This is a genomic window from Ruegeria sp. BH6 (genome assembly GCF_056538105.1).
Window position 1 is genome coordinate 1 of the sequence record NZ_JBQFSR010000007.1, and the last position, 12,716, is coordinate 12,716.

The 12,716-nt window shown below is 57.6% G+C and carries 13 protein-coding genes and 1 tRNA gene; 9 read left to right on the plus strand and 5 right to left on the minus strand.

Annotated elements, in window-relative coordinates; translation table 11 throughout:
- Positions 1–242: 242 nt before the first annotated feature.
- The gene (gene msrQ / locus ACR0B8_RS14505; protein ID WP_170361987.1) at positions 243–857 is read right to left on the minus strand and encodes a protein-methionine-sulfoxide reductase heme-binding subunit MsrQ; all 615 of its coding nucleotides are present in this window, start codon (positions 855–857) and stop codon (positions 243–245) included.
- Positions 858–861: 4 nt separating this feature from the next.
- Complete coding sequence (msrP, locus tag ACR0B8_RS14510) at positions 862–1,764, minus strand: protein-methionine-sulfoxide reductase catalytic subunit MsrP (protein WP_170361986.1); 903 nt, start codon at positions 1,762–1,764, stop codon at positions 862–864.
- A 306-nt stretch (positions 1,765–2,070) separates the two neighbouring features.
- Between msrP and ACR0B8_RS14515 the strand changes: the two genes are divergently transcribed.
- Positions 2,071–2,976 (plus strand): alpha/beta hydrolase, encoded by a 906-nt coding sequence (locus ACR0B8_RS14515; RefSeq protein ID WP_170361985.1) that lies wholly within the window; start codon positions 2,071–2,073, stop codon positions 2,974–2,976.
- Between the two features lie 51 nt (positions 2,977–3,027).
- On the opposite strand, the gene clpB is transcribed toward ACR0B8_RS14515, so the two are convergent.
- Positions 3,028–5,646, minus strand: coding sequence for an ATP-dependent chaperone ClpB (gene clpB / locus ACR0B8_RS14520; protein ID WP_170361984.1), 2,619 nt, complete (start codon positions 5,644–5,646; stop codon positions 3,028–3,030).
- A 129-nt stretch (positions 5,647–5,775) separates the two neighbouring features.
- A complete protein-coding gene (locus ACR0B8_RS14525; protein WP_170361983.1) occupies positions 5,776–6,096 on the minus strand; it encodes a hypothetical protein in 321 nt (106 codons plus the stop codon).
- Between the two features lie 150 nt (positions 6,097–6,246).
- Between ACR0B8_RS14525 and pyrF the strand changes: the two genes are divergently transcribed.
- Positions 6,247–6,951 carry an orotidine-5'-phosphate decarboxylase gene (pyrF, locus tag ACR0B8_RS14530; RefSeq protein ID WP_170361982.1) on the plus strand — a complete coding sequence of 235 codons (705 nt, stop codon included), beginning with the start codon at positions 6,247–6,249 and terminating at the stop codon, positions 6,949–6,951.
- Between the two features lie 358 nt (positions 6,952–7,309).
- Positions 7,310–8,563, plus strand: a complete 1,254-nt coding sequence (locus tag ACR0B8_RS14535) for a DNA polymerase IV (protein ID WP_170352009.1) — start codon at positions 7,310–7,312, stop codon at positions 8,561–8,563.
- Between the two features lie 2 nt (positions 8,564–8,565).
- Here the strand turns inward: ACR0B8_RS14535 and ACR0B8_RS14540 are convergent, their stop codons facing one another.
- The gene (locus ACR0B8_RS14540; RefSeq protein WP_170361981.1) at positions 8,566–9,426 is read right to left on the minus strand and encodes an N-formylglutamate amidohydrolase; all 861 of its coding nucleotides are present in this window, start codon (positions 9,424–9,426) and stop codon (positions 8,566–8,568) included.
- A gap of 148 nt (positions 9,427–9,574) precedes the next feature.
- Between ACR0B8_RS14540 and ACR0B8_RS14545 the strand changes: the two genes are divergently transcribed.
- The 6 genes from ACR0B8_RS14545 to ACR0B8_RS14570 all read left to right on the plus strand — a co-directional run bounded on the left by ACR0B8_RS14545 (position 9,575) and on the right by ACR0B8_RS14570 (position 12,683).
- Positions 9,575–9,649, plus strand: a tRNA-Val gene (locus ACR0B8_RS14545).
- 91 nt (positions 9,650–9,740) lie between these two features.
- Positions 9,741–9,866 carry a type B 50S ribosomal protein L36 gene (ykgO, locus tag ACR0B8_RS14550; protein ID WP_008755722.1) on the plus strand — a complete coding sequence of 42 codons (126 nt, stop codon included), beginning with the start codon at positions 9,741–9,743 and terminating at the stop codon, positions 9,864–9,866.
- Positions 9,867–10,049: 183 nt separating this feature from the next.
- On the plus strand, positions 10,050–10,427 hold the full coding sequence (locus ACR0B8_RS14555; RefSeq protein WP_170352011.1) for a hypothetical protein: 378 nt from the start codon (positions 10,050–10,052) through the stop codon (positions 10,425–10,427).
- Positions 10,417–10,932, plus strand: a complete 516-nt coding sequence (locus ACR0B8_RS14560) for a hypothetical protein (RefSeq protein ID WP_480658952.1) — start codon at positions 10,417–10,419, stop codon at positions 10,930–10,932. The genes ACR0B8_RS14555 and ACR0B8_RS14560 overlap by 11 nt, the downstream gene beginning before the upstream one ends.
- Before the next feature lie 29 nt (positions 10,933–10,961).
- A complete protein-coding gene (locus ACR0B8_RS14565; RefSeq protein WP_226689755.1) occupies positions 10,962–11,525 on the plus strand; it encodes a hypothetical protein in 564 nt (187 codons plus the stop codon).
- A gap of 141 nt (positions 11,526–11,666) precedes the next feature.
- Positions 11,667–12,683: a Fe(3+) ABC transporter substrate-binding protein gene (locus ACR0B8_RS14570; RefSeq protein WP_170507815.1), complete on the plus strand. Its 1,017-nt coding sequence runs from the start codon at positions 11,667–11,669 to the stop codon at positions 12,681–12,683.
- The last annotated feature ends 33 nt before the right edge of the window (positions 12,684–12,716 follow it).

Here is a 12,716-nt window from a genome sequence, read left to right on the forward strand (position 1 = left end):
TCTCCGCCGTCTCCAGCGTCCCAACACCGCCTCAGCAGCGCCGGTGAAGGGGGTTCTAAGGTTTACCCAAACAACCCGCAAGTGGAAAATTCGACAAACTCGAAAAAAACCGCAGATTTAAATTTTACCCATATAAATCATAATCTTAAACAACGACACACTCCACGAAACCCGCAACACACAGCGCATCCCACCTCGAATCTCAGCTTTTGAACAGGGTTACCCATAGACTCAGCGCCGAGTCAGATGGAATCGGCCTGACGCGACCGAGTCAACACACCGGATATAGGCAAACGCAGTAGCAACAGGCCGACGATTGCAGACAGATAGACCAGCGGTTCAATCTGGAAGCCCTTGGCCAACATGACATAGTGCAGCCCACCCAGAACCGCTGCGGGAAACACCAGGCGCTGCAAGCTGCGCCATCGCGGACCCAATTTCCGCACCGACAGATTGTTCGACGTCACCGCCAACGGCAGCATCAAGACAAAAGCAGCCATGCCGACCGTTATATAAGGGCGCTTAACGATATCCGCCCAAATCTGGCTGGGCACCTGCACATCCAACACAAGCCACACCAACAGATGCAGCGTAACATACGCAAAGGTCAGAACCCCAAGGGCGCGGCGGAACTTCAGCAGGTTCAGGCCAAGGAAACGCCGCAGAGGAGAAATCGCCAGCACACCAATCAGAAGCTGTAACGCCAACTCTCCGTACCGATGCTCCAACGCCTCTATCGGGTTTACACCCAATCCGCCCGTCAGCCCTTGGTAAAACAACCAGGGCGCTGGAAGCGCCCCAATCAGGTAGACCGCCCAAGCGGGAATACGGCGTAATATATGATTCACCTGCTGCATAGACTTAATAGTATTGCGAAAGATCCATGCCTTCGTACAGCCCGGCGACCTCGTTCTCATAGCCGTTGAACATCAGGGTTGGGATACGCTTGGCAAAGAGACCGCCGCCGATTTCACGTTCCGAGGCTTGCGACCAGCGCGGATGGTTCACGTTCGGGTTCACGTTACTATAGAAGCCATACTCACGTGGCGCCGACATGTTCCAGCTGGTGGCTGGCTCTTCTTCTGTCAGAGTGATCCGCACGATCGACTTGATCGACTTGAAGCCGTATTTCCACGGCACCACCAAACGCAGCGGCGCACCATTCTGGTTTGGGATCGGCCGATCATAAATACCCGTCGCCATGATGGTCAGCGGATGCATCGCCTCATCCAAGCGCAGACCCTCGCGGTAAGGCCACTCCAGAATCGGGTAGCGCACGCCCGGCATCTCATCGGGGATCAAGGCGGTTTCAAAGGCCACGTATTTGGCCCCTTCCTGAACACCTGCCATGTTCAGAAGATCAGCCAGTTCGAACCCGTTCCAGGGGATCACCATCGACCAGGCCTCGACACACCGGAAACGATAGATGCGTTCTTCGACCGTCATCTCGGATATGATATCCTTAAAGTCATAGTCGCCCGGATTGTCGACCAGACCGTCGATCTTAACACTCCATGGTTCGGTGGTCAGCGCACCGGCATATTTGGCAGGATCATCCTTGCCGGTCCCGAATTCATAAAAGTTGTTATAAGACGTGATCTCTTCCCAGGTGTTCGGCTCCAGCGCTTCTTGCGCCGCCGCGCCGCGCGCCATCCCCGCCAGTCCGACACCTGCCAGCCCGGCCATAACCTGACGCCGGTTCAAAAACGCCGCCCTTGGGGTGACGTCCGCATGTGTCAATGTATTGGTCCAGCGATGCGCCATGTATGTCTCCGTTGTCAAAACGCCTCGGGTATGAGGTAGATCGCTGATAGCACAGTGCCAAGGTAATGAGCGTCACGATTGAGCGACGAGATTGTAACGTAGTCGCCTGTTGGCGTGGACTTCAGAACGTTCCCAACCAAGCTAAGCTTTGCAATTCAGGCCCGGAACGTGCAGGCTTTGCAATGGATCGACAGACGTAGTGCGGTGTTTTTGGGGAAACCGTAAAAGCATACCTGCATCCATTAGATCCCTTGCGCCTGCTGACATTGCGATATCAATGGTATGAACCACAGAAAAAACAAACCTATGCCCGCCCCTGCCGCAATCAGTGCCAAGGCTGCATCTTATGCCGAACAAGCCGCAATTCGGGATCTAACGCAGCCTCTTCCCGAAATGCGGGCTATGTTGCGAGAGGATTACGCAGACAGTTGTACCGCAGCCGTAGAAATGTCCGGCGTTGCACTGTCCGATGAAACAATTGGCGGTGTGCGTTGCATGGTTATCACTCCTGCCGAACCGCGCCCTGGCCGCAGGTTGGTCTATCTGTTCGGCGGCGGCTTTACCCTTGGCAGCCCGTTTGAGGATTTGCCAATCTCAGCCTGGCTGGCCGCGAAGACCGGCGCGGTTGTGATTGCACCGGACTATCCCTTGGCCCCCGAAGCGCCATACCCGGCGGCCCTTGATGCCTGCACCGCAGTCATCTCGTCTGTACTGGCCGAAACGCCTGGGGCTTGCCTGTGCGGAGAATCTGCCGGGGGAAATCTTGCATTGGCTGCAGTCCACAGAATGCGCGCAAATGGCGTTCCGTTACCAACGGCACTGGCCCTGCTTTCACCTTTTGTCGACCTGCAGAACAACGGGGACAGCGGACTGGCAGATCGCGACCCGTTTCTAAATCAGTCTGAAATCGACTTTTTCCGTGACTGTTATGTTGGCAAAGACGTCGACCTGACAGCCCCCGACGTATCTCCGATTTACGGCCCCTTCGACGCAGACTTTCCACCCGTCTTTCTGACTTCGGGAACCCGCGATCATTTGTTGAGCGGTTGCGTGCGTCTGGATCGCCTGCTGCGACAGGCCGGCGCCGACTGCACCCTGCGTGTATGGGAGGGCATGTGGCACGTGTTCGAGTTTTACCCGGAGATACCCGAAGCCGATGCCTCGCTGACGGAAATCGCTGTTTTTCTGAACGGACATTTTGCCAAGGTGTAAAAATAAAAAGACCCGCCAGTTTGGCGGGTCTTTCTGGTTTCCAATCTCAGATCAATGCACCACGGCATCGTCCGGGCGGGGCCGATCTGACGTGCCCAGCCTGTCACCGATGACCAGACCTTCGGCTCCGGCAGTCACCGGGACAGTCTCGCCGTCCTTGATCTCGCCGGCCAGCAGGGCCTCGGCCAATGGGTTCTGAAGCGCGCGCTGAATCACGCGTTTCAGCGGACGCGCACCAAAGACCGGATCATAGCCTTCGTTCGCCAGCCATTCCTTGGCACCATCGTCCAGTGCCAGCTCGATCTTGCGGGCGGCCAGACGTTTCTGCAGGCGTGCCATCTGGATATCAACGATGCCATCCATATCGGCCCGCTTGAGCCGGTCAAAGATGATCGTTTCGTCCAGACGATTCAGGAATTCCGGCCGGAAATGCGCCCGGACCGCATCCATCACGTCGCGTTTGGCCTGCGCACTGTCCGCACCTTCGGGCAACTGGCTGAGCGCCTGAGAGCCGAGGTTCGACGTCAGAATGATCAGCGTCTGCTTGAAGTCCACGGTGCGTCCCTGACCATCGGTCAGCACGCCGTCATCGAGAACCTGCAACAACACGTTAAATACGTCCGGATGCGCCTTTTCGACCTCGTCAAACAGCACGACCTGATAGGGCCTGCGTCGCACGGCTTCGGTCAGCACACCGCCTTCATCATAACCGACATAACCCGGAGGGGCACCGATCAGACGGGCGACCGCGTGTTTCTCCATGAACTCGGACATATCGATGCGTACCATCGCGTTGTCGTCATCGAACAGGAAGTTCGCCACGGCCTTGGTCAATTCGGTCTTACCCACGCCGGTCGGTCCGAGGAACAGGAACGAACCCAGCGGGCGACCCTCATCATTCAGGCCAGCACGCGCACGGCGCACGGCGTTGGCCACGGCAGTCACCGCCGCATCCTGACCGATCACGCGGGAATGCAGATCGTCTTCCATCCGCAGCAGCTTCTCGCGCTCACCTTCCAGCATTTTCGAGGTCGGGATACCCGTCCAGCGTTCGACCACCGAAGCGATCTGTTCCGGACGCACCGTTTCTTCGGCCATCATGGCGTTGCTTTCGGCGTTTTCGGCCTCGGTCAGCTTTTTCTCAAGCTCGGGGATGACGCCGTAGGACAGCTCACCCGCCTTGGCGAGGTTGCCTTCGCGCTTAGCGATCTCCAGATCGGCCCGCGCCTTGTCGAGCTGCTCCTTCAGATCACGCGCACCTGCCAGCTTATCGCGTTCGGCCTGCCACTGGGCGGTCATCTCCGCGGATTTCTCCTGCAGGTCGGCCAGATCCTTTTGCAAGGTTTCCAGACGATCCTTGGAGGCTGCGTCATCCTCAAGCTTCAGCGCTTCTTCCTCGATCTGCATCTGCAGGATCTGACGATCAAGTTGATCGAGTTCTTCTGGCTTGGAGTCTACCTCCATCCGCAGACGCGACGCCGCCTCATCGACCAAATCGATAGCTTTGTCAGGCAGGAACCGGTCGGTGATATAGCGATGCGACAGGGTCGCCGCCGATACCAGTGCCGAGTCCGAGATGCGCACACCGTGGTGCAGCTCGTACTTCTCTTTAATACCGCGCAGGATGCTGATCGTGTCCTCGACCGTCGGCTCCTGAACCATCACTGGCTGGAAGCGGCGCGCAAGGGCCGCGTCTTTCTCGACGTATTTGCGGTACTCGTCCAGCGTGGTTGCACCGATGCAATGCAGCTCACCCCGTGCAAGCGCGGGCTTGATCAGGTTGGCGGCATCCATCGCACCGTCGGATTTACCGGCACCGACCAATGTGTGCATCTCGTCGATGAACAGGATAATCTCACCGGCGGCCTCGGTTACCTCAGTCAGAACCGCCTTGAGACGTTCTTCGAACTCACCGCGGTACTTCGCACCGGCGATCAGCGCGCCCATGTCCAGCGCCAGCAGTTTCTTGTCCTTCAGCGATTCCGGCACATCACCATTGATAATGCGCAGGGCCATACCTTCAGCAATCGCGGTCTTACCGACGCCGGGTTCCCCGATCAGAACCGGATTGTTCTTGGTACGACGCGACAGAACCTGCATCGAGCGACGGATTTCCTCATCCCGTCCGATGATCGGGTCGATCTTGCCCTCTGCCGCAGCCTCGGTCAGGTCGCGCGCGTATTTTTTGAGCGCGTCATAGCCCTCCTCCGCCGACGCGCTGTCAGCGGTGCGACCCTTGCGGATATCATTGATCGCCTCGTTCAGTTTCTGCGCGGACACAGCGCCGGCATCCAAAGCGTCCTTGGCTTTGGATTTCACCATGCACAGTGCCATCAACACGCGTTCGACCGGCACAAAGCTGTCGCCCGCTTTGGTGGCAATCTTGGCGGCCTCGTCCAACACCTTGGCGGTCTGGCCGTCCATGTAAATCTGGCTTGCGTCGCCGCTGACCTTCGGGATTTTGGCCATCGCAGCATCCAGCGCCTCGACCACACGGTTCGGCGCGCCACCTGCACGTGTGATCAGGTTGCTGGCCAGCCCCTGATCGTCATCCATCAATGCTTTCAAAATATGTGTGGGCTCCAACCTCTGGTGCCCCTCGCGCAGCGCAATCGTCTGCGCCGCCTGCACGAATCCCCGTGCCCGCTCGGTGAACTTGTTCAAGTCCATAGCATTCTCCTTTATCTCAAGCGCCCTGAATGTGATGCGCCCGCTTGGCGGCACGCGTCGGTCTGGGCCTCACATTCAATCTGGGAAATATCTTTGACGGTTCAAGAGGCTAAGCCGCAGATTCCGCACTTAACGGCGCGGTACGGAATAGACTGTATACCCTCCGGTTTTTGCGACTTGCCGTGCATTATACATGTCGACCAATGATTGCGCCGCATCGCTGCCTGAGGGGCAGGACACAAGATCAGCCGCGTCATCCAGAAAATCGACGGTAAAGGCCGTTTCGCCGGTTAACTGGCAATCATCGTCGGTCGAACGATAGCCGCGCACAAGGCGCAGGTCCTGATTGGTCGGGGATCTGATGACCGTATCTGCGGCCTCTGGCTGCAACGGCATTTGCTGACAGCCAACCAAAGACAAAACAAACCCCGCACCCGCAAACTGTTTCATGAGTCCCCCATCTTAAATGTTCTGTGTAATGGGAGGACCATAGCACACTCAGTCATGAGGAATGCGATTTCGATCAAACATCGGTCCTGCATGGACACAAGGCGCGGAACCCGTTAGGACGCAGACGTTTGCCAAAAAGGAGCTTGCCCCATGTCCGATGACCGCCTGATCGTTGCCCTTGATGTTCCAAACGCCTTGCAAGGTCTGGCCATGGCCGAGCGGTTGGGCGATGCCGTATCTTTCTACAAGATCGGGCTGGGTATGCTGACCGGAGGCGGGCTGGCCCTGGCTAATGAGCTGAAACAGGATCACGGCAAGCGCATTTTTCTGGACATGAAGCTGTTCGACATCGGCAACACAGTGGAAAACGCTGTGCGCGGGTTGGCACAGTTCGATCTGGATTTCCTGACCGTGCATGGTGATCCCCATGTGGTACGCGCCGCGAAAGAGGGTGCCTCGGGCAAGGACCTTAAAATCCTCGCCGTGACCATCCTGACCTCGCTGAACCGCGACGATCTGGATGCCAGCCTGCTGAAAGAGGGCAACGTGCAGGAACTGGTGGTCGAACGTGCGGCACGCGCGCTAGAGGCCGGGGCCGATGGCGTCATCGCCAGCCCGCAAGAGGCCGCGCTGATCCGCGCCCTGCCCCAGGCCGAAGGTCGTCTGATCGTTACTCCAGGTGTCCGACCAGCAGGCGCAGCATTGGGCGATCAGAAACGTGTGGCCACCCCGGCCAGTGCAATCAGCGACGGTGCCGATCACATCGTTGTTGGCCGCCCGATCTATCAGGCACAGGACCCAAAAGCCGCAGCCCAGGCGGTTCTTGCTGAGTTAAATTCCTTGACACATCACTGACAAGTGCCACCAAATCAGCAAATTTCCGCGCAGAAACGGCTTGCAACCAGTTGACCTAACGTCACTTTCCGGCCCAACCGTGCCAAATCGCCGCTGTGCCCCAAAACACACATGAAAAATACGAGTTTCTCATGTGTGACCTCGGTCCTATCGAAATTGGCGGTTTTGCGCGATTCTAGGGGTGTGATACTCCCCGCGGACCCTCTCTTCCTGAGGTCCGTCACCTCCCCCCGCCACTTCGCGGGGGGTCTTCTTTCGGACATGACCCTGCTTTCAGTAATCGCTGGCATTTCGTGCCACAGCTGGGGCTGGTATAAGGAAACCACTAATTGAATCGCATGAAAGGCGGGAAGATTTCATGCCCGGTCTCTGCCGAGATTGCCTGACCACATTGACCGACGAACGGCGCTGCACTGCCTGCGGCAGCCCGCGGATCAAGGCGCATCCCGAGCTGTTTGATCTGTCCATCGCACATATGGATTGCGATGCCTTCTATGCTTCGGTCGAAAAGCGGGACAATCCCGAGTTGGCCGACAAGCCGGTAATCATCGGCGGCGGTAAACGCGGCGTGGTGTCGACCGCTTGTTATGTGGCGCGCATTCGCGGGGTGCGGTCGGCCATGCCGATGTTCAAAGCCTTGCAACTGTGCCCCGAGGCGGTGGTGATCAAGCCGCGCATGTCGGTCTATGCCGAAGTGTCGCGCGAGATTCGCAAGATGATGGACGAACTGACCCCGGTGGTCGAACCGCTATCGCTGGACGAGGCGTTTATGGATCTGTCCGGCACGCAGCGCCTGCATGGCGCGCCGCCTGCCGTTATGCTGGCGCGGCTGGTTCGGCGGATGAAGGATGAGTTGGGCGTGACCGGCTCTATCGGGCTGTCGCACAACAAGTTTCTGGCCAAGGTCGCCTCGGACCTCGACAAGCCGCGCGGATTCTCGGTGATCGGAAAGGCGGAAACGGCTGAGTTCCTGTACGACAAACCCGTGCGGCTGATCTGGGGCATCGGCCCTGCCGCGCAGGAATCGCTGGATCGCGCGGGTATCCGCAGTTTTTCCGACCTGCTGCGCTGGGACCAAGAGGCGCTGACCGCACGGTTCGGATCAATGGGTTACCGGCTGTGGCATCTGGCGCGCGGGCAGGACAGGCGACGCGTCTCGGCCCATGAGCCGATAAAATCCATCAGCAACGAAACGACGTTTTTCGAAGATACCGCCAGTCTGGATATTCTGGATGGGCACATCTGGCGCCTTTCCGAAAAGGTGGCGGACAGGGCAAAGGCCAAAGGTTTGGCCGGGCGTGTTGTCACCCTGAAACTCAAACGAGCCAATCACAAGATCATCACCCGGCGCATTTCCCTGCGTGATGCCACCCAGATTGCCGATCGCCTTTATCGCACGGCCCGTGGCCTTTTCGACCAGGTTGGCGATCAGGGGCCATATCGATTGCTGGGCGTTGGCTTGTCTGATTTGTGCCCCGAAGCGCAGGCCGATATATCGGGCGATTTGCTGGATCCGGGAGCCACTCAGCGATCACAGGCCGAACGCGCCACCGACGAGATTCGGCGCCGTTTTGGCAATGATGCAATTGTGAAAGGCCGCGCGCTGCGCTGAGCTTACTCGGCCGCCAGGCGAACCGGATCATCGCCAATGCTGGCGATTTCCTGAATGATGTCGCGCAGAATTTCTTGAAAAAGGGCGAAATTCTCATTCGGCACGATGTTGGCCTCGTCCATATAAAGCGCCCGGTCAACTTCGATCTGCACCGCATGTTGCTGACGGGCGGGGCGGCCATAGGTCTGGGTCACATACGCCCCGGCAAAGGGCGCGTTGCGTGCCACGTTCAGCCCGGCGGACACAAAGGCCGCTTCGATCCGATCCACAACCTCGGTCGAGGCGGATGCGCCAAACCTGTCCCCCAGCACCACATCTGGTCGCTTGGATTTTGCGTTGCTGGCCATGGCGACCGCCTCATGCGGCATCGAGTGGCAATCGATCAGGATCGCCTGACCGAAGACGTCGAGCGATTCGGCCAACAAGGATTTGAGACGTGCATGATAGGGCCGCCAGCAGGTGTCGATGCGCAGGCGCGCCTCATCCATTGTCAGCTTGCCGCGATAAATCGCGCGCCCATTGGCCACCACGCGGGGAATCACCCCCAACCCGGATGCCACCCGGGGGTTATGCCCGGAACGTCGCGCCCCTTGGACCAGTGCCGGATCCAGCTCCTCGGCACTGCGGTTCAGATCCAGATACGCCCGCGGCAACACTGCCGAGATCAACGGCGCGCCAAAGTCGGCCGCCGCAGAAAACAGCTGATCTACAAAGGCATCTTCCGAGGATCGAATCACATTTTCACTTAGAACCGTGCGGTTCAACAGCGTTTGAGGGTAACTCCGACCACTATGAGGAGAAGAAAACACCACGCATGACGTGCGTCTGGCGGGCATGTCCAATACATAGGGGGCGTTCGGCATGGTGACTCCTTGTTCGCATTGAACATAGACCGGAAAATAGTTCTACCAAACCCCTTGAACCCCTTTGCGACTCCTTTTATAGACCCCGCTACCGGCGCGGGGTTCCGCGCCCCATTTCGTTATGGGGTAGGACAACGCAACGGGACGTGGGCGGTTAGCTCAGCGGTAGAGCACTTCGTTGACATCGAAGGGGTCACAAGTTCGATCCTTGTACCGCCCACCATGATTTCACTGTTCCGGGCTTCCGGGGCACCCGACTAACCCAGGCGCTGGCCACGTCCTTGATGAAGGCGCCGCAGATTGGAGACAGACCAATGAAGGTCAAGAACTCGCTCCGCTCGCTCAAGAACCGGCACCGTGATTGCCGTATTGTGCGTCGCAAAGGCCGCGTCTACGTGATCAACAAGACGCAGCGCAAGTTCAAAGCTCGTCAGGGCTAAGAACTGCCCATAACCACTTAAAGAAACCGCGCCTTCGAGCGCGGTTTTTTTTGTTTTCCAAATATTTTTTTCGCCTGTGTCTAGCCCGGCAAGGGGCCAGGCATGTTTGAATTTGATATTTCGCGTTGTGATAGAGCGTTCTCGTGTTAACGTTCTCCGGATTTTCGATGACGGGAGGTCAACTTGGCCGACGGTGAAATACTCGGAACGACCCTGACCGATATGGTCGCGGATATTGGCAGGAGCGTGGCGCAAGCCGCCGAGCAACTAAGCCTCGACCAGTTGAACGCCCTGAAGAACTACCCGCAGGAGCTTCGCGACATGGGCATCCCACCGGTTTTCTATCACATGCAGGATGTCGATGTGGAATTGAAAGTCGTAATGGAGATGAGCACTAAGACGGAAGAAGGCAAGCGGCCCGCAATCATCTCGATCTTCATGGGACCGAAGTTGACCCAGACCGATACGGTCGACACCAAAAGCGCATCGACCATGCGCATGCGCTTTGCTCCGGGCCCAGTAGATGACAACAGGTCACCAGAGGACACCGATGGCACGTAAGACAGTTAAGGCCCCCAAGAGGCCACCTATTGATGTACGCGTCACCGAATTGCCCGAAGCCTTTGCGACACTGTTGCAGTCACTTGCTGACCGTCTTACCGGAATGGAGCAGCGCGAGACCACTTTGCTTCAAACAATTTCGGACCTGCAGAATCGGATTGACGATCTGGAAGAAGGCGGCGGCGGCATGCTGATGGGCACGGGGTCTCCGGTAACAAACCCGTTGGCCCAGGGTCGGTCAGAAATGAATTCGGGCGACGAAGACACTCAGGTTGTCGACGCTCAGGAATTTTCACAGGCACTGGGCGAACAGATTCTCGCCGGTTCAGACGGAAGCAGCGAGTTTACCATCGACAATGTAAAGGTCGAGGCCGTGGTCGGGCTGGGCCAAGATGGCAATAGGGCACAGATCGCAACCAACGCCAAGAAACAGGCGGTCAGCCAGAACGCGTCGAAAGTTACGTTTTCGGTCCGAAGGCGGTCAAAAACGCAAATCATCGAGTAAACACAAATTTTTCAAAAGGAGTTTGAACAATGAGTATCGGGCAAGAACTGCTGAACGTTCCCTTTGCAGAAATGGTTCAAAAGCTGGCACTTTCGGTCGCTGAATCACAAAGCGAACTGGATCGTCATTCGACCGACATGGCTAAATATATGGCCGACCAAAAAATCCTGCTTCCCGATCTCTCCAATCCCGACGGCCCCGCCAAAGAATTCAGCCTCGTCTCGATGGGATTCCTCCCCGCATTCTATGCGGTGCAGGAGGCCGAGATAGAGGTCAAAATGGCGATCTCGATGACCAAACAGACCGAAAAATCAGGCAGCGCTTCAGTGAAAGGCGGCTGGGGGCCCGTGGCGGCCCAGGTCAACGCCAGCTATTCCTCGCGCTATGCCTATAGCCAGGAAGGTGCAAGCAGGCTGACCATCAAACTCGCACCGGCCGATCCGCCGGTCATGCTGCAAAAATACATGGAAGCTGTAACTCAGGCCATGCTGACCAAGGAACCGGTACTCAGCGACGATCCCGAACCTGAGCCGGCGCCGTCACCCGCACCACCGCAACCGGAAGGAAGACAGAGCAAACAGCGTCGAACCTGACAGCAAGTGCGCAACAGGAAAGGCGAGCGACATTTTGACCAACTAAATTTGTCAGATTTCCTTGCATCCCCCTCAGAATCGTTTAATTGACCAAATCAGTCGGGTTAATACCCGCCACGATTTTCAATGTTGGGACAAATGATGCTGAAATCCTCTACCTGCGTTGCCGCCGCTCTGACGGCTTTGGTTGCAACCTCTGCCGCCGCCGAAGGTGAACTGAACCTGTACTCTTCACGCCACTACGACACCGACGAGCGTCTGTATTCTGATTTCGAAGAGGCGACCGGCATCACCATCAACCGTATCGAAGGCAAGGCCGACGAACTCATTGCACGGATGGAAGCTGAAGGCGCCAACTCGCCCGCGGACATCCTGTTGACCGTAGACACCTCGCGTCTGGCGCGGGCCAAAGACGCGGGCATTTTGCAGTCGATCGACAGCGCTGTTCTCGAAGAGCGTATCCCCGCCAATCTGCAAGACAATGACAACCAATGGTTCGGCTTTTCGCAGCGTGGCCGCATTATCTTTTTCGACAAAGAAAACGTAGCCAACCCGCCCGCCACCTACGCCGATCTGGCGAAACCTGAATACAAGGGTCTGGTCTGCATCCGCTCGTCCAGCAACACATATAACCAGACGCTTCTGGCATCGATCATCACCCACGAAGGACCTGAGGCCGCCAAAGCCTGGGCCGAAGGCATCGTCGCCAACATGGCGCGCGATCCGCAGGGCGGCGACACCGACCAGCTGCGTGGCATCGTTTCGGGCGAATGTGATATCGCCGTGTCGAACACCTATTACTTTGCCCGCGCCATCCGCAAAGATGTCAAAGGCGTTTCGTCGGAAATCGACTCAATCGGCTGGGTGTTCCCTAACAACGACAGCACTGGCGCGCACATGAACCTTTCCGGGGCCGGTGTCGCCGCGAATGCACCGAACAAGGACAATGCGGTCCTGTTCCTGGAATACCTGGCCAGCGACTCGGCCCAGCAGTATTTCTCGGCCGGCAATGACGAGTTCCCGGCGGTGAACGGCGTCGCACTTGCGGACTCGGTCAAGTCACTGGGTGAGTTCAAGGCAGATGAAGTGAACCTGTCCGAGGTCGCAAAGAACCTTCCTGAAGCGCAAAAAATCTTCAACGAGGCTGGCTGGAAATAACCCAGCGCACGAGATCTTAACACTTTGAAGGGC

Bases quoted from the DNA above. Each gene is read 5' to 3' on its own strand.
- msrP (WP_170361986.1), bottom strand. From the start codon at position 1,764: ATGGCGCATCGCTGGACCAATACATTGACACATGCGGACGTCACCCCA.
- ACR0B8_RS14560 (WP_480658952.1), top strand. From the start codon at position 10,417: ATGGCACGTAAGACAGTTAAGGCCCCCAAGAGGCCACCTATTGATGTA.
- msrQ (WP_170361987.1), bottom strand. From the start codon at position 857: ATGCAGCAGGTGAATCATATATTACGCCGTATTCCCGCTTGGGCGGTC.
- ACR0B8_RS14525 (WP_170361983.1), bottom strand. From the start codon at position 6,096: ATGAAACAGTTTGCGGGTGCGGGGTTTGTTTTGTCTTTGGTTGGCTGT.
- ACR0B8_RS14535 (WP_170352009.1), top strand. From the start codon at position 7,310: ATGCCCGGTCTCTGCCGAGATTGCCTGACCACATTGACCGACGAACGG.
- pyrF (WP_170361982.1), top strand. From the start codon at position 6,247: ATGTCCGATGACCGCCTGATCGTTGCCCTTGATGTTCCAAACGCCTTG.
- ACR0B8_RS14565 (WP_226689755.1), top strand. From the start codon at position 10,962: ATGAGTATCGGGCAAGAACTGCTGAACGTTCCCTTTGCAGAAATGGTT.
- ACR0B8_RS14540 (WP_170361981.1), bottom strand. From the start codon at position 9,426: ATGCCGAACGCCCCCTATGTATTGGACATGCCCGCCAGACGCACGTCA.
- ACR0B8_RS14570 (WP_170507815.1), top strand. From the start codon at position 11,667: ATGCTGAAATCCTCTACCTGCGTTGCCGCCGCTCTGACGGCTTTGGTT.
- clpB (WP_170361984.1), bottom strand. From the start codon at position 5,646: ATGGACTTGAACAAGTTCACCGAGCGGGCACGGGGATTCGTGCAGGCG.
- ACR0B8_RS14515 (WP_170361985.1), top strand. From the start codon at position 2,071: ATGCCCGCCCCTGCCGCAATCAGTGCCAAGGCTGCATCTTATGCCGAA.
- ykgO (WP_008755722.1), top strand. From the start codon at position 9,741: ATGAAGGTCAAGAACTCGCTCCGCTCGCTCAAGAACCGGCACCGTGAT.